Genomic DNA, 18,918 nt, shown 5'->3' on the forward strand with positions numbered 1-18,918 from the left:
GAGAGGTTACTCGAACACGATGCTGGGCACTGCCGCTTCCGCCGCGCCGCGTTCTTCGTTGACCCTGCCCCAGACCTTCGCGGCGATGTCGCGGTAGATCTTCGCCTCGGCGCTATCAGGCTTCGAGACCACCACCGGCGTACCAGCGTCCGAGCTTTCGCGGATGCCCATTTCGAGCGGCACTTCGCCGAGGAAGGTGACGCCGAGACGCTCGGCCTCGCGGCGGGCGCCGCCATGGCCGAAAATGTCGTAGCGCTTGCCGGTATCGGGAGCAAGGAAGTAGCTCATATTCTCGACGATGCCCAGCAGCGGCACGTCGACCTTCTTGAACATGTTAAGGCCTTTGCGGGCGTCGATCAGCGCCAGGTCCTGCGGCGTCGAAACGATGACGGCGCCGGCCAGCGGCACCTGCTGGGCCATGGTGAGCTGGGCGTCGCCGGTGCCGGGCGGCATGTCGACGACGAGCACGTCCAGCGGACCCCATTCGACCTCGCGCAGCATCTGCGTCAGCGCCGACATCACCATCGGCCCGCGCCAGATCATCGGCGTCTCCTCGTCGACGAGAAAACCCATCGACATGACCTTCAGGCCGTAATTTTGCATGGGTTTCAGGATCTTGCCGTCGACGGTCTGCGGGCGGCCGTGGATATTCAGCAGCCGCGGCATGGACGGGCCGTAGATGTCGGCGTCGAGCACGCCGACCTTCAAGCCGTTGGCGGCGAGACCGAGCGCGAGGTTGACGGCGGTGGTCGACTTGCCGACGCCGCCCTTGCCGGAGGCCACAGCGATGATCGCCTCGATGCCGGGCACGCCACGCTTGCCGTGGCTGTGCGAAGCGGGCGCCTGAGGCGGCCGGGCGGGTGCGGGCTGCTGCGCGGGCCTGGGTGCGGATCGCTGCGGAACGGGAGCCTCCATGCCGCCGCCCTTCTTCTCCGCCGTCAGCGCAACCACGGCGCCGGCGACACCTGGAATCGCCTTCACCACCCGTTCGGCAGCGGCGCGCAGCGGCTCCATTTCCTGGGCGCGGGCGGCAGGAACGGTAATGGAGAAAAAGACCTTGGCATCGGCGATGAAAATCTCTGAAACCATACCAAGATCGACGATGTTGCCGGTGAAGTCCGGCCCGTTGACCGTCTTCAGGCGCTCGGTGACGATTTCCTTGGTGACGTTTTCCTGGAGAGCGGGCATCAGCTTTTTCCTTACGCAACTTGCGCATGAGATAATGCAGTTCCCGGGCAGAACCAAGCGGCGGAACGACACGCCGGGTGACATGCGCCCAAAAAACCTGCGTTGGCTTGTAGGGTTTGGCGGAAGCCGAACGTCCTTCGGAAGACGCCCGGCAGTCCTGCAGGCAGCGGTCGCCCGAAGGCGAAGCCGCCCTATTTCCTGCATGGCTTTCGGACGTGTCCCACAAGGAAAGGAGACTGTCATGCTCGCAAATAGCAACGCAACAGCCAACATCGCGGTGAAGAACCTTGCCAAGGCCAAGGCCTTCTACCACGACATCCTAGGTTTGACGGAGGTTCACGATGAGGGTGGCGAACTGATCGTCTACAAAAGTGGCGACACCAGCATCAATGTGTACCACTCGGATTTCGCCGGAACCAACAAGGCGACGGCAGTGACCTGGATGGTCGGCGACGAGATCGGCAATATCGTCAAGGCGCTGAAATCCAAGGGTGTTGTTTTCGAGCACTACGACATGCCTCACACGACGATGGAAGGCGATATCCACGTCGGTGACGGCATGAAGGTTGCTTGGTTCAAGGATCCGGACGGCAATATCCTGAACCTTGTGGACAGATAGTTCGTCCATTCGGCTGGCAACGGCGCGACGTCAACTTGCGAGGCTGACCGCCAGGTAGGTGAGTGCCGAAATCGCGGCGGTGGCAGGCAAGGTCACCACCCAGGCGATGACGATGTTGCTGGCGATGCCCCAGCGCACTGCCGAGACGCGGCGGGCCGCTCCGACACCGATGATGGCGCCGGTGATCGTATGCGTGGTGGACACCGGGATGCCGAGCCAGGTGGCGGCGAACAGCGTGATCGCGCCGCCGGTCTCGGCGCAGAAGCCCTGCATCGGGTTTAGCCGCGTGATCTTCGAGCCCATGGTATGAACGATGCGCCAGCCGCCGAACAATGTGCCCATCGCCAATGCCGACTGGCAGGTGAGCACGACCCACAGCGGCACGTGGAAACTTCCACCCAGCATGCCTTGCGAATAGAGCAGCACCGCGATGATGCCCATGGTTTTCTGAGCGTCGTTGCCGCCGTGGCCGAGCGAATAGAGCGAGGCGGAGACGAACTGCATGACACGGAAAGTGCTGTCCACGGCAAACGGAGTCTGACGCACGAACAGCCAGGAAACGAGAAGGACCAGGAGCAGAGCCAGCAGGAACCCTGTCGCGGGCGACAGCACGATGGCCGCAATGGTCTTGCCAAGACCAGACCAGACGATGGCGCCGGCGCCAGCCTTGGCAACCCCGGCGCCGACCAGGCCGCCGATCAGCGCATGCGAGCTGCTCGAAGGGATGCCGGCAATCCAGGTGACGATGTTCCAGACAATGGCGCCGACAAGGGCAGCGAAGATCACAGCCGGCGTGACGATGCTGGCGTCGATGATGCCCTTTCCCACTGTTTCGGCGACATGGAGGCCAAAGAACATAAAGGCGATGAAGTTGAAGAAAGCCGCCCAGAACACCGCATAATGCGGCCTCAGCACCCGGGTCGAGACGATGGTGGCGATGGAGTTGGCGGCGTCGTGCAGGCCGTTGAGAAAATCGAAGAACAGCGCGACGGCGACAAGGCCGACCAGCAGGGGAAAGGCGATTGTCGCTTCCACTATACGTTCTCGATGACGATGCCGCTGATCTCGTTGGCGACGTCCTCGAAACGGTCCACCACTTTCTCAAGCTGACCATAGATCTCACTGCCGATGAAGTAGGCCATCGCGTCGCTGCGACCATGCTTTTTGAACAGGTCCTTCAGGCCCTGTTCGTGCAGATCGTCGGCTCGACCTTCGGCGCGCATGACCTCCTCGGCAATCGAATTGAGGCGCGCGCTGTGTGCGCCGACCTTGCTGAGCAGCGGGATCGCCTCGGCGACCAGCTTGGCGGCATCGACGATGACGCCGCCCATCTCCTGCATCAGCGGGTCGAACTCCCTCTTCTCGAACAATCTTACCGTCTTGACGGTCTTGTGCATCATGTCGATGGCGTCATCCATCGACTGAATCAGATCCTTGATGTCGCCGCGATCGAACGGCGTGATGAAAGAGCGGCGGACGGAAAGCAGGACTTCGGCGGTGATGTGATCGGCCTCGTCCTCGAGATCGATGATCTTCTGACACCAGCGGTCGATGTCCTTGCCCTGGAGAAGCTGCTGGAGCGCTTCGGCGCCGCCGACCACGGTACGGGAATGCTGCTCGAACAGATCGAAGAAGCGATCTTCGCGCGGCAGCAGCTTGCGGAACCAGCCCAGCATGTTCGATCTCCCGTCGTGCCGTTTCATCCACATAGCGCCGCATTCCGCCGCGGGAAACAGCAAGCCGGCTAAAAGATGTGGATGCGGGCCGATTATAGGTGCGGCTTGCGGCGGGACATAATTTCCCCGACCTTGGGCGAAAGGATCGGAAAAATGGCATGATCGACAAGCTGGAATTTTTCATCGCGCTGGCCAGGGAAGAGCATTTTGGCCGGGCCGCGGAACTGTGTGGCGTCACCCAGCCGACGCTTTCGGCCGGAATCAAGCAATTGGAGGGCCAGCTCGGCGTGATGCTGGTGCTGCGCGGCTCACGCTTCCAGGGGCTGACGCCGGAAGGCAAGCAGGTGCTGGTGTGGGCGCGCCGCATCGTCGGCGATAGCAGGACCATGCGCGAGGAGATGCGGGCGGCGCGCCACGGCCTGTCCGGCCGCATCCGCATCGCCGCCGTACCGACCGCGCTTGCCATGGTGGCGCGGCTGACGACGCCGTTCCGCGAAAAGCATCCGGGCGTCACCTTTTCGGTGCTGTCGCGGACCTCGATCGAGGTGCTGACCCTGCTCGGCAATTTCGACATCGACGCCGGCATCACCTATCTCGACAACGAACCGCTGGGCCGGGTGACCAGCGTGCCGCTCTATGACGAGCGCTACCAACTGATCACCGCGAGTGGAAACACCTATTCCGACCGCGACAAAGTGACATGGGCCGAGCTCAGCCAGCTGCCGCTCTGCCTTTTGACGCCGGACATGCAGAACCGCCGCATCATCGACCAGCATCTGGCCGAAGCCGGCGTTCAGGTGCGGCCGACGCTCGAATCCAATTCGATGATCGTGCTGTTTTCACATATCCGGACCGGCAAGTGGTCGTCGATCATGCCGCTCAACCTCGCGGAAACATTCGGCTTTTCCGAGCCGATCCGGGCCATCCCGATCGTCGAGCCGGATGCCAGCCACACAGTCGGGCTGGTGGCGACGCCGCGCGAGCCGCACACGCCGCTGGTCTCGGCGCTGCTGGACGAGGCGATGGCGCTGGCGGACGATTTCCGCGCCCAGCACTAGGCTAAACAATGCGTGCTGAGGCAGTTTGATAGATGATTTCTATCAAACGACGAAACAGCTTTATTGATTTCACGGGTTTCCTCTGATTTTGTAAAGACTTAGCGACAAATCGCTATCGACCAGGGAGGGCGCTGCATGACGATGCAGCTAGCAAGTACCGAGATCGCGTCGCGCACGGCGGCGATCGTCCAGGAGATGAAGGGCCTTGAGGGCCCGCTGCTGCCGATCCTCCACGGCATCCAGGAAGAGTTCGGCCATGTGCCGCAGGAAGCGTTACCCGTCATCGCCGATGGGCTGAACCTCTCCAGGGCCGAGGTGCACGGGGTCGTCACCTTCTATCATGATTTCCGCGCCCGCCCGGCCGGCCGGCATGTGCTCAAGCTCTGCCAGGCGGAAGCCTGCCAGTCGATGGGGTCGGACGCTGTCGCCGCCAAATTCAAGCAGTTGCTCGGCATTGGTTTTCACGAGACCACCCGCGATGGCTCGGTGACACTCGAGCCGGTTTATTGCCTCGGGCTTTGCGCCTGTTCGCCATCGGCGATGCTGGACGGCGAGGTGATCGGGCGGCTCGATGACGAAAAGATCGAAGAGATCGTCGCGGAGGTGCGCTCATGATCCCCCGCATCTACATTCCCGGCGATTCCGGCGCGCTGGCGCTCGGCGCGGAAAAGGTCGCCAAGGCGATCGCGAAGGAACTCGCCGGCCGCGGCATCGAGGCCAAGATCGTGCGCAACGGTTCGCGCGGCGCCTATTTCCTCGAACCTATGGTCGAAGTGGCAACCGCCAATGGCCGCGTCGCCTACGGACCGGTCAAGCCATCCGACGTCAAGAGCCTGTTCGATTGCGGCTTTCTCACCGGCGGCCATCACAAGCGCTGGCTGGGCGCTCCGGACAAGATCCCGTTCCTGGCCAAGCAAACGCGGCTGACCTTCGCGCGCTGCGGCATCAACGACCCGCTGTCGCTCGATGCCTACAAGTCGCTTGGCGGGCTGAAGGGGTTGCAGAACGCGGTGGCCATGGCGCCGGCCGATATCGTCAAGCAAGTGACAGACTCAGGCCTGCGCGGGCGCGGCGGCGCCGGTTTCCCGACCGGCATCAAATGGAAAACGGTGCTCGATACATCGGGCGACCGCAAATACATCGTCTGCAACGCCGACGAGGGCGACAGCGCCACCTTCGCCGACCGCATGATCATGGAGGGCGATCCCTTCGTGCTGATCGAAGGCATGGCGATCGCCGGCATCGCCACCGGCGCCACCAAGGGCTTTGTCTATATCCGCTCGGAATATCCGCATGCGGTGGCGACAATGAACAAGGCTGTCGAGGTCGCCCGCAAGGCCGGCGTGCTCGGCGTCAATGTGCTGGGTTCGCCCAATGCTTTCGACATGGAAATCCGCGTCGGCGCCGGCGCCTATGTCTGTGGCGAGGAAACCTCGCTCTTGAACAGCCTGGAAGGCAAGCGAGGCGTGGTGCGCGCCAAGCCGCCGCTGCCGGCGATCCAAGGTCTGTTCGGCAAGCCGACGGTGATCAACAACGTCATCAGCCTGGCCTCCGTGCCCGTCATCATGGACAAAGGTGCGGCCTTCTACAAGGATTACGGCATGGGCCGCTCACGCGGCACGATCCCGATCCAGATCGCCGGCAACGTCAAGCATGGCGGCCTGTTCGAGGCTGCCTTCGGCATGACGCTGGGTGAGATCGTCGACGATATCGGCGGTGGCACCGCGACCGGACGACCTGTGAAGGCGGTGCAGGTCGGCGGACCGCTCGGCGCCTATTTCCCGCGCGCCCTGTTCGACACGCCGTTCGACTATGAAGCCTTCGCCGCCAAGGACGGGCTGATCGGCCATGCCGGCATCACGGTGTTCGACGACACCGCCGACATGCTGAAGCAGGCGCGTTTCGCCATGGAGTTCTGCGCCATCGAGAGCTGCGGCAAGTGCACGCCCTGCCGCATCGGCTCGACGCGCGGTGTCGAGACCATCGACAGGCTCGCCGCCGGCATCGAGCCGGAGAAGAACCTCGCCCTGGTCGCCGACCTCTGCAACACGATGAAGTTCGGATCGCTGTGCGCGCTGGGCGGCTTCACGCCTTACCCGGTGATGAGTTCGATCACCCATTTCCCCGAGGATTTCAAGCCGGCGCCAACGCGCGTGGCGGCGGAGTGAAATCGATGACGCTTGAGTATCAGAACCGGCGTTTTAAAGTCGTTCTTTGCAGCGACAATGAACCAGACAGCATGTATCTGGAAGTGACGGAAGTAAGCGAAGGAAAATCAGGAATCGTTCTCGAAATTCGGCGTTTGGAAAGTGACGGATCCATTACATTTACGGCTTTCGAAGAAGACCTGCCTTTTGAACTTATCGAGTATTTCGGTTTGTTGGCGAGAAAGTCGCTGACGCCGGTCGCCGAAGCAGCAGAATAGGAGCTGGCAGATGAACATCAAGGCCGACTTCCCGTCACTCATCGAAGAGATCGACTTCGGAACTCCGCAATCCAATGCGGAAAAGCAGGTCACGCTGACCGTCGACGGCCGCAGCATCACCGTGCTGGAAGGCACGTCGATCATGCGTGCGGCGATGGAAGGCGGGGTCGAAATCCCCAAACTCTGCGCCACCGACATGCTGGACTCGTTCGGTTCGTGCCGCGTCTGCCTGGTCGAGATCGAAGGCCGCGGCGGTACGCCGGCGTCCTGCACGACGCCGGTCGGCGAAGGCATGGTGGTCAACACGCAGTCCGAACGGCTCGACGCCATTCGCCGCGGCGTCATGGAACTCTATGTCTCCGACCATCCGACCGGCTGGAACGAAAAGGCTGGAACCGGCGCCAGCGAATTCGATACCGTGGCGAAGTCGGTCGGCCTCAGCGAGAACCGGTACGGCGTCGAAGGCCGCAACCACGTCAAGCAGGTGAATGGCGTGGCGCCCGGCCACGGCTCGCTCGCCGTCGACTACATCGCCCGCGATGAATCCAATCCCTATTTCGCCTATGATCCGGCGCAATGCATCGTCTGCTCGCGCTGCGTGCGGGCCTGCGAGGAGGTGCAGGGCACCTTCGCGCTGACCATCGAGGGCCGCGGTTTCGAATCGCGCATGGTCGCCGGCATGCACGAGGATTTCATCACTTCCGAATGCGTGTCCTGCGGCGCCTGCGTGCAGGCTTGCCCGACCGATGCGCTGCGCGAGAAAACGGTGCTTGAGAAGGGCCCGCCGGAGCGCTCGGCCGTCACCACCTGCGCCTATTGCGGCGTCGGTTGCTCGTTCAAGGCCGAGGTGAAGGACGACGAGGTCATCCGCATGCTGCCCTACAAGGAGGGCAAGGCGAACCATGGCCATTCCTGCGTGAAGGGCCGTTTCGCTTATGGCTACGCCACCCACAAGGACCGCATCCTGTCGCCGATGATCCGCGAAAAGATCAGCGATCCCTGGCGGGAGGTAAGCTGGGAAGAGGCTATCGCCCATACCGCCAAGGAATTCCGCCGCATCCAGTATCAGTACGGACGCACGGCAATCGGCGGCATCACCTCCTCGCGCTGCACGAACGAGGAGACCTATCTCGTGCAGAAGCTGGTGCGGCAGGGCTTCCGCAACAACAATGTCGACACTTGCGCGCGCGTCTGCCATTCGCCGACCGGCTATGGGCTCGGCCAGACCTATGGCACCTCGGCCGGCACTCAGGATTTCGATTCCGTCGAATTCACCGACGTCGCCGTGGTCATCGGCGCCAATCCGGTTTCAGCCCATCCGGTATTTGCTTCGCGGCTGAAGAAGCGGCTGCGCCAGGGCGCAAAGCTGATCGTGCTCGATCCGCGCCGCACCGAGATGGTCAAGTCGGCGCATGTCGAAGCGGACTATCATCTGCCGCTGAGGCCCGGCACCAATGTGGCTGTACTGACGGCTCTGGCGCATGTCGTTGTCACCGAAGGTCTGTTCAATGAGGCTTTCATCCGCGAGCGCTGCGACTGGGCGGAGTTCCAGGACTGGGCCTCTTTCGTCGCCTTGCCGGAAAACAGCCCCGAAACCGTCGGCAAATTGTCCGGCGTCGATCCCGAACTGATCCGGGGTGCCGCGCGTCTCTACGCCACCGGCGGCAATGGTGCGATCTACTACGGCCTCGGCGTCACGGAACACAGCCAGGGTTCGACCACGGTGATGGCGATCGCCAACCTCGCCATGGCCACCGGCAACATCGGCCGGCCAGGCGTCGGCGTGAACCCGCTGCGCGGCCAGAACAACGTGCAGGGCTCATGCGACATGGGCTCCTTCCCGCATGAGTTGCCGGGCTATCGCCACATCTCCGGTGAAGCCGTGCGCGACATCTATGAGAGCCTGTGGGGCGTGAAGCTCGACGACGAGCCCGGCCTGCGCATCCCCAACATGCTGGACGCCGCCGTCGACGGTACCTTCAAGGGCATCTACATTCAGGGCGAGGACATTCTGCAGTCCGATCCCGATACCAAGCATGTCGCGGGCGGCCTTGCGGCGATGGAATGCGTCGTCGTGCACGATCTCTTCCTCAACGAGACCGCGAACTATGCGCATGTGTTCCTGCCGGGCTCGACCTTCCTCGAGAAGGACGGCACCTTCACCAATGCCGAGCGCCGCATCAACATGGTGCGCAAGGTTCTGGAGCCGAAGGCGCGCTACGCCGACTGGGAGGCGACGCAGGAGCTTGCCCGCGCGATCGGGCTGGACTGGAATTACCAGCATCCTTCCGAGATCATGGACGAGATCGCCAAGACGACGCCGAGCTTCGCCAACGTCTCCTTCGAGCTGCTCGACCGTGTCGGATCGGTGCAATGGCCCTGCAACGAAAAGGCGCCGCTCGGCACGCCGATCATGCATGTCGATGGTTTCGTGCGCGGCAAGGGCAAGTTCATCCGCACCGAATATGTGGCGACGGACGAAAGGACGGGACCGCGCTTCCCGCTGCTGCTTACCACCGGCCGGATTCTGTCGCAGTACAATGTCGGCGCGCAGACGAGGCGCACCGAAAATGTGATGTGGCATGCCGAGGACCGGCTGGAGATCCATCCGCACGACGCCGAGAACCGCGGCATCCGCGAAGGCGACTGGGTGCGGCTGGCGAGCCGTTCCGGCGAGACGACGCTGCGCGCGCTGATCACCGACCGGGTGTCGCCGGGCGTCGTCTATACGACGTTCCATCACCCCGACACCCAGGCCAACGTGATCACCACCGACTTCTCGGACTGGGCGACCAACTGTCCGGAATACAAGGTCACCGCCGTGCAGGTGACGCCGTCCAACGGTCCGACCGACTGGCAGAAGGACTATAACGAGCAGGCCCGCCAGAGCCGGCGCATCGCCCCGCTGGAAGCGGCGGAGTAGTCTTGGCCGCGCGCCGCAAAGCAACGACGCAGATATCGCGGCTGGCGCACCGCGCCAGCGGCACCACGGCCTCGAACCGCATGGTGCCGGAGGAGACGCCGGTGGCGTTCTCCTTTGCCGGCACCACGCATGCGGTGATGATGGCGAGCCCCGCTGATTTCGAGGATTTCGCGCTCGGCTTCTCGCTGACCGAAGGCATTATCGCTGCGCCGGAGGAGATCGAGGCGATCGAGGTCGAAGATCATGGCGCCGGCATCGATATCCAGATCAGGCTCAGGGACCAAGCCAACACGCGTTTTGAGGCGCGGCGGCGCCGGCTGGCCGGACCGGTAGGCTGCGGGCTTTGCGGCATCGAATCGATCGAGGAAGCGATGCGTTCGGTCGACGCGGTCGGTTCGTCGAAACTTACGCTTGATGCCGAGGACATCACCCGCTCGGTCAAGCTTTTATCGAAAGTGCAGCCGCTTCACACCGAGACCGGAGCGGTACATGCCGCCGGCTTTTATGTTCCCGGCGAAGGCATCGTCATGGCGCGCGAGGATGTCGGCCGCCACAACGCGCTGGACAAGCTCGCCGGCGCGCTGGCGAAAGCCGGCATCGCCGGCACGTCTGGCGCCGTTGTGGTGACGTCGCGTGTGTCGGTGGAGATGGTGCAGAAGACGGCCGCCATCGGCTCTGCCATCATCATCGCCGTTTCGGCGCCGACCGCGCTTGCCATCCGCACGGCCGAGGCCGCCGGAATGACGCTGGTGGCGCTGGTGCGCGGCGATGATTTCGATATTTTCACCCACTCCGAACGGGTGGTTTGCGGAGTTGCCAAGCATGTCGCATGACGAAGACCACATCACCAGCACCAGGGAAAAGCTGGTGCGCATGGCCAACCAGATCGCGGCCTTCTTCCATTCCAAATCGCGCGAGGAAGGCATCGCCGGCGTGGCCGAGCACATCAACAAGTTCTGGGAGCCGAGGATGCGGCAGCAGTTCTTCGAGATGCTGGACGGCGGCACCGAGAATTTCGACGAGCTCGTGGTGGCCGCTTCGGCCAGGATCAAACGGCCAAAGACGCCCGAACAGGCCGACATGAGCCTTGGTTACACCCCGCCTGCGCAGGGCGAGAGCGCGGCCCCACTGAAATAGCCTTGCCACACCCTTCCGACCGCCAGAGGTCTTATATTCGAGTTCGCTAAAGTTTGTCTGCCGCAAACGGCTTGGCTCTGCTATGGTCGGCGACAGGAAATCGTCTGGCCGGGCGGGGTGGTTGCGTGAGGCCGATCGAGACCAGATATGCCCGTAGCGGTGATGCGCGGATCGCCTACCAGGCGGTCGGCCAGGGTTCGTTCGATCTCGTCTTCGTGCCGGGCTTCATCTCCAATCTCGATCTGCTGTGGGCGGACGCATCGCACGGCAGACCGTCGTGCAGGCCTGGGGCGAGTAGATCAACCACGGAGCCCTCCATTCCGATCGAATCGGGATGGAGCTCCATTCAAATGCTGGAGCACGATCTTTCCCGAAAACCGCATTCCACTTTTTTGCTTCACTGACCTTCGGTTTGGGATCGTGCTCCTGCCGCAACAAGGGAGGAGAACCAACATGTTTAGCGCCAGATGGCAGATCGACGCCAAGTTCGGACACAAGCAGACCGTGCTCGAACTGTTGAAAAAATGGGAGCGCGAGATCGGCTCGCAAGTCGGCATCGCCGAGCTGGAGTTCCAGATCATGACCGGATCGATCGGCGCGCGGGAGGCGACGGTCGAGTCGCATCACCAGGTTGAAAGCCTGGCGAAGCTGGAGGAGTTTTTCGCCAAGATCGGCAAGATCGACGCCCACGCCAAATGGGGCAAGGAGATGGAGCCCTACGTCGTGTCGGGCACCAGCCTGTGGAACATCTATCGCATTGTGGAGTAGCGGCTAGCGCAGCGGTCTTACCTCTCCCCTTGTGGGAGAGGTCGGATTGCCCCGATTTGTCCTTCACAAATCGGTTGGCAATCCGGGTGAGGGGTAAGCTAGCGCCAAGCTGGAACACCCCTCATCCGTCTTGTCGCTTCGCGACAATCCACCTTCTCCCACAGGGGGAGAAGGAAACGCGCTGGTCTACCCGTGCGCCACCATGACATGCCGCACGGCGGTGTAGTCCTCGAGCGCGTAGAGCGACATGTCCTTGCCGTAGCCGGATTGTTTCAGCCCGCCATGCGGCATCTCGTTGGTCAGCATGAAATGGGTGTTGATCCAGGTGCAGCCATATTGCAGGCGGGCTGCTGTCGCCATGGCGCGCGAGACGTCCTTCGTCCACACCGATGAGGCCAGGCCGTAGTCGCTGTCATTGGCCCAGTTCACGGCTTCGTCGATTTCCGAGAAGCGTGTGACCGAGACGACCGGCCCGAACACTTCGCGGCGCACGATCTCGTCTTCCTGCAACGCGCCGGCGACCACCGTCGGCTGGTAGAAGAAACCGGAGCCCTCGCCCGGCTTGCCACCTGTGGTGATCTCGATGTGCTTCAGTTCCGAGGCGCGCTCGACGAAGCTCGACACACGATCGCGCTGGCGTCGCGAGATCAGCGGCCCGATCTCGTTTTCGGTATCGTCGGGGCGGTCGTATTTGATGGTCGAGACGGCCGAGGAGAGGTCGGCGACCAGTCTGTCGTAGATTTTCTTGCCGGCATAGATGCGGCAGGCGGCAGTGCAGTCCTGGCCGGCATTGTAGAAGCCGAAGGCGCGCAAGCCGTTTACCACCGCGCCGAGATCGGCGTCGTCGAAGACGATGACCGGCGCCTTGCCGCCAAGCTCCAGATGCGTTCGCTTGACCGACTTGGCGGCCGCCTGCAGCACTTTCTTGCCGGTGGCGACGTCGCCGGTGATCGAGATCATATTGACCTTGGCGTGGTTGATCAGCGCGTTGCCGACGCTGTCGCCACGGCCGAGCACGACATTGACGACGCCCTCGGGCAGGATGTCGGCCAGGATCTTCGCCAGCTTCAGCGCTGTCAGCGGCGTCTGTTCGGATGGCTTGAAGACGACGGTGTTGCCACCGCCGATCGCCGGCGCCAGCTTCCAGGCCATCATCATCAGCGGATAGTTCCAGGGCGCGATCGAGGCGACGACGCCGATCGGGTCGCGCCGCACCATCGAGGTGTGGCCGGGCAGATATTCACCGGCGACCACACCTGGCATCGAGCGGACGGCGCCGGCAAAGAAGCGATAGCAATCGACGATGGCCGGTATCTCGTCATTGAGCACGGCATTGATCGGCTTGCCGCAATTCAGCGCCTCGAGTGCTGCGAATTCATGGGCCGCGGCCTCAATGCGATCGGCAATCTTGAGGAGATAGCCCGAGCGCTGCGCCGGCGTGGTGCGCGACCAGGTAGCAAACGTCTTTTCCGCGGCCAGGACCGCCGCCTCGATCTGAGCCTGGCTGGCCTCCGGCAGGTTGAGAATGGTCGCCCCGGTCTTCGGATTGAGGATCGGCTCCTCGGTTTCGGTGCCCTTCTCGAATTTCGAGCCGATCAGCATTTGAGTGTCCATGGGGATTCTCCCGTATTCCGTTATTTGCCCGAACCGGCGATCTGGTCGCCGTCGCGGGTCAAGTAATAGGCGAGAAGGATAGGCAGCAGCGTCACCAGAACGACGACCATGGCGACGACATTGGTGACCGGGCGCTGGCGCGGCCGGATCAGCTCCTCCAGCATCCAGATCGGCACGGTTTGCTGCTGGCCGGCGGTGAAGGTGGTGACGATGACCTCATCGAAGGAAAGAGCAAAAGCCAGCATGCCGCCGGCAAGGAGTGCCGTGGCGATGTTGGGCAACACGACATGGCGGAAGGTCTGGAAGCCATCGGCGCCGAGATCCATCGAGGCCTCGATCATCGAGCCCGAGGTGCGGCGAAAGCGGGCGACCGCGTTGTTGTAGACGACGACCACGCAAAAGGTGGCGTGGCCGAGCACGATCGTCCAGAAGGAGAACGGAATCTCGGCCAGAGAAAAGGCCGAACGCAGCGCGATGCCGGTGATGATGCCAGGCAGCGCGATCGGCAGGATAACCAGCAGCGAGATGGTTTCGCGGCCGAAGAATCTTGTGCGCGACACGGCGGCGGCGCAAAGCGTGCCCAGCACCAGGGCGATCGCCGTCGAGATGGCCGCGACCCTGACCGACAGCGACAGCGCCTGCCAAACGTCCGGACGGTTCCAGGTGACGGCAAACCACTGCGTGGTCAGCCCCGGCGGCGGCCAGACGAAACTCTTCTCCTCGGTGGTGAAGGCATAGACGAAGATCAGCAGGATCGGCAAATGCAGGAAGAGCAGGCCGACGGTAGCGGCGATCTTCAGACCGAGCGGAGCGGACTGGCCGCGGTCAGAGCGCATCGAAAGCTCCCATGCGCTTGGCTCCCCAGAGGTAGAAGCCCATGATGACGATGGGCACCACGGTGAAGGCGGCGGCGAGCGGGATGTTGCCGGCGGTGCCCTGCTGCGAATAGACGGCCTGGCCGATGAACAGCCGCGAGGTGCCGATGATCTGCGGAATGATGTAGTCGCCCAATGTCAGCGAGAAGGTGAAGATCGAGCCGGCGACGATGCCGGGCAGCGCCAGCGGGAACAGCACGTTGCGGAAGGTCTGGCCGGGCGAAGCGCCGAGATCGGACGAGGCCTCGACCAGATTGCCGGGCACGCGTTCGAGCGCGGCCTGAACGGGCAGGATCATGAAGGGCAGCCAGACATAGACGAAGACGATGAAGGTGCCGGTGGCGGAGACCGACAGCGAGTTGCCACCGACCACAGGCAGCGACAGCCAGCCATCGAGCAGCCACAGCAGGTGCAATTTGGCGAGCAGCCAGGTGAGAATGCCTTCCTTGGCGAGGATCAGCTTCCATGCGTAGATCTTGACCAGGTAGCTCGACCACAGCGGCAGCATGACGCCGAGGTAGAACAGCGCCTTCCAGCGGCCGCGCGCATAGCGCGCCGCGTAATAGGCGATGGGGAAGGCGATGACCGCCGAAGCCAGGGTGACCAGGGCCGCCATCGTCACCGTGCGCAGGATGATGTCGAGATTGGCGGCTTGCAACAAATCGCCATAGGTCTTCAACGTGAACTGCCGGTTGATGAGGCCGGAGAACTCGTCGATCGAAAAGAAGCTTTGCAAGAGCAGGGCGAAGAGTGAACCGATATAGACGATGCCAAGCCACAGAACCGGCGGCAACAGCATCAGCAAAAGCAGGAGTTGCGGCCGCCGCCAGAAGAGGTCGGAGAGCGCACCGCGCATGCCGCCGCTGCCCGGCAGTATGGCCGGCGCGGGATTGGTATTGAGCGCGGCGACCGTCATGACGCTGCTCTGCCTTGACGGAGAACAGATGAGAGGCCGCCATCCTTCGCGCCCCCCTCTGTCCTGCCGGACATCTCCCCCGCAAGGGGGGAGATCAGCAGCTTGTCCGCCCCGCCAGTTCTACAACGCTGGAGATTGGTGAGGCCAGTGGTGACGGCCAATCTCCCCCCTTGCGGGGGAGATGTCCGGCAGGACAGAGGGGGGTGCCGCGCGCAAACCTTGATCATGCCGGCTCGTCCATCAGGTGCAAATGCTCGCGGTTGAAGGTGAGCACGACCGCCTCGCCTTCCCTGGGCAATTTCGCACCAGCCGGCACGATGGCGTGCAGCCTCAGCCCATCGGCGTCGAGCGCCAGTCTTGTCGTGGCGCCGAGATAGTTTGTCGAGACCAGGCGCGCAGCGACGCCGTCGCCTTTCGCAGCGCGGCCGATACGGATGGATTCGGGGCGCAGGCTGCCCCAGCGGTGCTGGCCGGAATAACGCTGGACGAAATCCGGCGGCAGGACGTTGGAGGAGCCGACGAAATCGGCGACGAAGCGGGTTTTCGGGCGCTGGTAGATGTCTTCCGGCGTGCCGATCTGCATGATCCTGCCTTCATTGAAGACGGCGACGCGGTCGGCCATCGACAGCGCCTCGCCCTGGTCATGGGTGACGAAGACGAAGGTGATGCCGAGCGCCTTCTGCAGCGATTTCAGCTCTTCCTGCATGTTCTCGCGCAGCTTGAGGTCGAGCGCGCCAAGCGGCTCGTCGAGAAGAAGCACCTTGGGCTGGTTGACCAGTGCGCGGGCAAGCGCGACGCGCTGACGCTGGCCGCCGGAGAGCTGGCCCGGTCGACGCGCGCCATAGCCGGGAAGCCTGACCAGCGACAGCGCCTCCTCCGCCGCCTTCCGCCGCTCGGGCTTGCCGACGCCCTTGACCATCAGCCCATAGGCGACGTTGTCGAGCACGTTGAGATGCGGGAACAGCGCGTAGTCCTGGAACACGGTGTTGACGTTGCGGCGGTAGGGCGGGACGCCCTCGGCGCGCTCGCTGAAGATCGAGATCGAGCCCGCTGTCGGCTGCTCGAAGCCGGCGATCAGACGCAGGCAGGTCGTCTTGCCGGAGCCCGACGGGCCGAGCATGGCGAAGAATTCGCCTGGTGCGATGTCGAGATCGACCGCGTCGACCGCGCGCACTGCGCCGAAATGGCGCGAGACTTTCTGGAAAGAGACGGCGGAGGTCATGGGCTGTCCTGTCTGTCAGGCGCATCAAATCAGGCGATGGCGCTGCCCCTCATCCGCCTACCGGCACCTTCTCCCCGTGAACGACGGGGAGAAGGCATTGGCCGGAACGCCGGCGATCCCCCTCTCCCCGTTCTTCACGGGGAGAGGGCCGGGGGTGAGGGGCAGCGCTGCGTTCTCAGGATGAGCGAAACGAACTCACCGCCCGCCGATGACGCCGATATAGTCCGACACCCAGCGGTAATAGGGCACGCACTGGTTGTTCCCGGTGGCGCATTTCGACACTGGCGTCTTCCAGAACTTGATCTTGTCGAAATTGTCGTAGCCGTTGGTCTTGCAGCCCTCGTCGCCAAGCAATTCATTGCCCTTGCAGGCGGCCGGCACCACGGGCAGCGAACCGAACCAGGCCGAGACATCGCCTTGCACCTTGGGCGACAGCGAATGCTCCAGCCACATATAGGCGCAGTTCGGGTGGGCCGCGTCCGCCTCCATCATGGTGGTGTCGGCCCAGCCGGTGACGCCTTCCTCGGGAACGGTCGAAGAAACCGGCTTCTTGGCGGCGACCAGCGTGTTGACCTGATAAGGCCACGAACCCGAGGCAACGACGCCTTCGTTCTGGAAGTCGTCGACCTGGATGGCGGCGTCATGCCAGTAGCGGCCGACCAGCGTGCGCTGGACGCGCAGCAGATCGAGCGCCGCCTTGTACTGGTCCTCGGTCAGTTCGTAGGGATCCTTGATGCCGAGTTCCGGCTTGTGGAACATCAGATAGTTGGCGGCGTCGGCTATGTGGATCGGACCGTCATAGGCCTGAACGCGGCCCTTGTTCGATTTGCCGTCGGGCAGGTTCATCTCCTCGAAGACGACGTTCCAGCTCTTCGGCGCTTCCTTGAAGACTTCCGTGTTGTACATCAGCACGTTCGGTCCCCACTGGTAGGGAACGCCGTAGTGGGCGCCATCGACTGTGAACCAGGGCGCGTCCTTCAGCCGGTCGTCGACCGTCTTCCAGCTCGGAACCAGATCGGTGTTGATCGGTTGCACCCGCTTGCCGGCGACCAGACGCAGCGAGGCGTCGCCCGAGGCCGTGACCAGGTCGAAGCCGCCCTCGTTCATCAGCGAGACCATCTCGTCGGACGTGTTGGCGGTCTTGACGTTGACCTTGCAGCCGCTTTCCTTCTCGAAGGACGTCACCCAGTCGTAGCCCTTGTCGGTTTCGCCGCGTTCGATGTAGCCCGGCCAGGCGACGATGTTGACCTCGCCTTCGCCCTTGCCGAGTTCCTTGACCTGGGCGATGGCCTGGCCGGAGAAGGCAAGTGCTACCGTCAATGCAGTGCATGATTTCAGGAATGAATTCATCGTCGATCTCCCATTTTGGCGCATGACCCCGAAAACCGGTTTCGGTTTTCGGAAAGGGATCATGCGCAAACTCAAAGACGTCAGAGCGTCCTGACGCTCTGGCGGCCGCACTGTTGACGGCGGCTTTGGTTCCCTGCGTGAAAAGTGATGCGAAAATCCCGGTTTCGCAAATTCATTTATCAGAAGGCCGATATCGGTTTTACCGATAGACTATCGGCCGATCTTGTCCGGCCGCTGACGAACCATTCGCTGCGACTGGGCGAGCCCGACGAAGTCGCGTGCGGCCTGGGGCAGGCCGGAGCCGCGGCGCCAGACCATGCCGACCTGGACGACCGGCAAGGCGCCGGAAATATCGCGCGATTCGATGCGATCGCCTTCCAGCGACCAGGGCCGGTAGACGAGGTCGGGCAACAGCGCGACGCCGGCGCCGGTGGCGACGAGGCTGCGTACCGCTTCGACCGAACGGGTGCGGAAAGCGACATGCGGCTTGGCGCCGATCGCGGCCAGCAATTTTCCGGTATTTTCCTCGATCTCGTCGACGGTGAGCATGATCAGCGGCTCCGAGACGATATCATTGACGCCGATGATGTCGGCGCTGGCCAGCTTATGGCTGAGCGGCAGCCAAAGACGATAGGCCGACACTTCGAGGATTTCCGACTGCAGCGCGGTGCGATCGCGCAGGTTCGAGATGACCATGACCGCGATATCCAGCTTGCCGCCGATCAGGAGGTGTTCGAGATAGTCGCCATTGTCTTCGATGGCCGACACTTCGACGCCGGGATAGGCGCGGCGGTAGCGGGCGAGAAGATCCGACAGCACATAGCCGGCGACCAGCGAGGTCACACCGAGCTGCAGGCGGCCGCCGGCCACCACCTGCTCGCCGAAGAAGGCGCGGCGCGCATCGGACACGTCCGCCAGTATCTTGGTCGCGTGGCGCAGGAACTGGTGGCCCTTGTGGGTGATGTTGAGGCCGCGCGGGTGGCGCTCGAACAGCTCGACGCCGAGATCGCTTTCCAGCTCCTTGATCGCCTCGGTGACCGACGATTGCGAGATCGACAGGTTCTGCGCGGCGCCCGACACCGTGCCTTGCTCGGCGACGGCGATGAAGAACTGCAACTGGCGGATGGTGAAGGCCATCGCCGGACTA

At 63.1% G+C, this 18,918-nt stretch carries 18 protein-coding genes; 9 read left to right on the forward strand and 9 right to left on the reverse strand.

The window, feature by feature from the left end; translation table 11 throughout:
- Positions 1 to 6 precede the first annotated feature (6 nt).
- Positions 7 to 1,188, reverse strand: a complete 1,182-nt coding sequence (locus AC0L2H_RS03585) for an Mrp/NBP35 family ATP-binding protein (RefSeq protein ID WP_473588915.1) — start codon at positions 1,186 to 1,188, stop codon at positions 7 to 9.
- Positions 1,189 to 1,429: 241 nt separating this feature from the next.
- Here AC0L2H_RS03585 and AC0L2H_RS03590 point away from each other — a divergent pair, with 241 nt between their 5' ends.
- Positions 1,430 to 1,807: a VOC family protein gene (locus AC0L2H_RS03590; protein ID WP_473588916.1), complete on the forward strand. Its 378-nt coding sequence runs from the start codon at positions 1,430 to 1,432 to the stop codon at positions 1,805 to 1,807.
- A 30-nt stretch (positions 1,808 to 1,837) separates the two neighbouring features.
- On the opposite strand, the gene AC0L2H_RS03595 is transcribed toward AC0L2H_RS03590, so the two are convergent.
- A complete protein-coding gene (locus tag AC0L2H_RS03595) occupies positions 1,838 to 2,842 on the reverse strand; it encodes an anion permease (RefSeq protein WP_473588917.1) in 1,005 nt (334 codons plus the stop codon).
- Positions 2,842 to 3,483, reverse strand: a complete 642-nt coding sequence (locus AC0L2H_RS03600; RefSeq protein WP_473588918.1) for a DUF47 domain-containing protein — start codon at positions 3,481 to 3,483, stop codon at positions 2,842 to 2,844. Before AC0L2H_RS03600 ends, AC0L2H_RS03595 begins: the two co-directional genes overlap by 1 nt.
- Positions 3,484 to 3,641: 158 nt before the next feature.
- Here AC0L2H_RS03600 and AC0L2H_RS03605 point away from each other — a divergent pair, with 158 nt between their 5' ends.
- The 8 genes from AC0L2H_RS03605 to AC0L2H_RS03640 all read left to right on the forward strand — a co-directional run bounded on the left by AC0L2H_RS03605 (position 3,642) and on the right by AC0L2H_RS03640 (position 11,794).
- On the forward strand, positions 3,642 to 4,541 hold the full coding sequence (locus AC0L2H_RS03605; RefSeq protein ID WP_473588919.1) for a LysR family transcriptional regulator: 900 nt from the start codon (positions 3,642 to 3,644) through the stop codon (positions 4,539 to 4,541).
- A 135-nt stretch (positions 4,542 to 4,676) separates the two neighbouring features.
- Positions 4,677 to 5,156, forward strand: a complete 480-nt coding sequence (locus AC0L2H_RS03610; RefSeq protein WP_473588920.1) for a formate dehydrogenase subunit gamma — start codon at positions 4,677 to 4,679, stop codon at positions 5,154 to 5,156.
- Positions 5,153 to 6,709 carry a formate dehydrogenase beta subunit gene (locus AC0L2H_RS03615; RefSeq protein WP_473588921.1) on the forward strand — a complete coding sequence of 519 codons (1,557 nt, stop codon included), beginning with the start codon at positions 5,153 to 5,155 and terminating at the stop codon, positions 6,707 to 6,709. The genes AC0L2H_RS03610 and AC0L2H_RS03615 overlap by 4 nt, the downstream gene beginning before the upstream one ends.
- Before the next feature lie 5 nt (positions 6,710 to 6,714).
- Positions 6,715 to 6,966, forward strand: coding sequence for a hypothetical protein (locus AC0L2H_RS03620; RefSeq protein WP_473588922.1), 252 nt, complete (start codon positions 6,715 to 6,717; stop codon positions 6,964 to 6,966).
- 10 nt (positions 6,967 to 6,976) lie between these two features.
- Entirely contained in the window at positions 6,977 to 9,889 is a 2,913-nt protein-coding gene (gene fdhF / locus AC0L2H_RS03625) for a formate dehydrogenase subunit alpha (protein WP_473588923.1), read from the forward strand.
- A 2-nt stretch (positions 9,890 to 9,891) separates the two neighbouring features.
- Entirely contained in the window at positions 9,892 to 10,722 is an 831-nt protein-coding gene (fdhD, locus tag AC0L2H_RS03630) for a formate dehydrogenase accessory sulfurtransferase FdhD (RefSeq protein WP_473588924.1), read from the forward strand.
- Entirely contained in the window at positions 10,712 to 11,026 is a 315-nt protein-coding gene (locus AC0L2H_RS03635; RefSeq protein ID WP_473588925.1) for a formate dehydrogenase subunit delta, read from the forward strand. The genes fdhD and AC0L2H_RS03635 overlap by 11 nt, the downstream gene beginning before the upstream one ends.
- Before the next feature lie 453 nt (positions 11,027 to 11,479).
- The gene (locus AC0L2H_RS03640; protein WP_473588926.1) at positions 11,480 to 11,794 is read left to right on the forward strand and encodes a hypothetical protein; all 315 of its coding nucleotides are present in this window, start codon (positions 11,480 to 11,482) and stop codon (positions 11,792 to 11,794) included.
- Positions 11,795 to 11,980: 186 nt separating this feature from the next.
- Here AC0L2H_RS03640 and AC0L2H_RS03645 read toward each other — a convergent pair whose 3' ends face one another.
- The 6 genes from AC0L2H_RS03645 to AC0L2H_RS03670 form a co-directional block, all read right to left on the reverse strand.
- The gene (locus AC0L2H_RS03645; protein WP_473588927.1) at positions 11,981 to 13,408 is read right to left on the reverse strand and encodes a gamma-aminobutyraldehyde dehydrogenase; all 1,428 of its coding nucleotides are present in this window, start codon (positions 13,406 to 13,408) and stop codon (positions 11,981 to 11,983) included.
- A gap of 20 nt (positions 13,409 to 13,428) precedes the next feature.
- A complete protein-coding gene (locus AC0L2H_RS03650) occupies positions 13,429 to 14,244 on the reverse strand; it encodes an ABC transporter permease (protein ID WP_473588928.1) in 816 nt (271 codons plus the stop codon).
- Positions 14,234 to 15,199, reverse strand: coding sequence for an ABC transporter permease (locus tag AC0L2H_RS03655; RefSeq protein WP_473588929.1), 966 nt, complete (start codon positions 15,197 to 15,199; stop codon positions 14,234 to 14,236). Before AC0L2H_RS03655 ends, AC0L2H_RS03650 begins: the two co-directional genes overlap by 11 nt.
- A 223-nt stretch (positions 15,200 to 15,422) precedes the next feature.
- Positions 15,423 to 16,421, reverse strand: coding sequence for an ABC transporter ATP-binding protein (locus tag AC0L2H_RS03660; RefSeq protein ID WP_473588930.1), 999 nt, complete (start codon positions 16,419 to 16,421; stop codon positions 15,423 to 15,425).
- Positions 16,422 to 16,616: 195 nt separating this feature from the next.
- Complete coding sequence (locus AC0L2H_RS03665; RefSeq protein WP_473588931.1) at positions 16,617 to 17,771, reverse strand: ABC transporter substrate-binding protein; 1,155 nt, start codon at positions 17,769 to 17,771, stop codon at positions 16,617 to 16,619.
- Positions 17,772 to 17,981: 210 nt separating this feature from the next.
- Positions 17,982 to 18,908, reverse strand: coding sequence for a LysR family transcriptional regulator (locus AC0L2H_RS03670; protein WP_473589455.1), 927 nt, complete (start codon positions 18,906 to 18,908; stop codon positions 17,982 to 17,984).
- Between the last annotated feature and the right edge of the window lie 10 nt (positions 18,909 to 18,918).

This window comes from Mesorhizobium sp. WSM4871 (genome assembly GCF_055811295.1).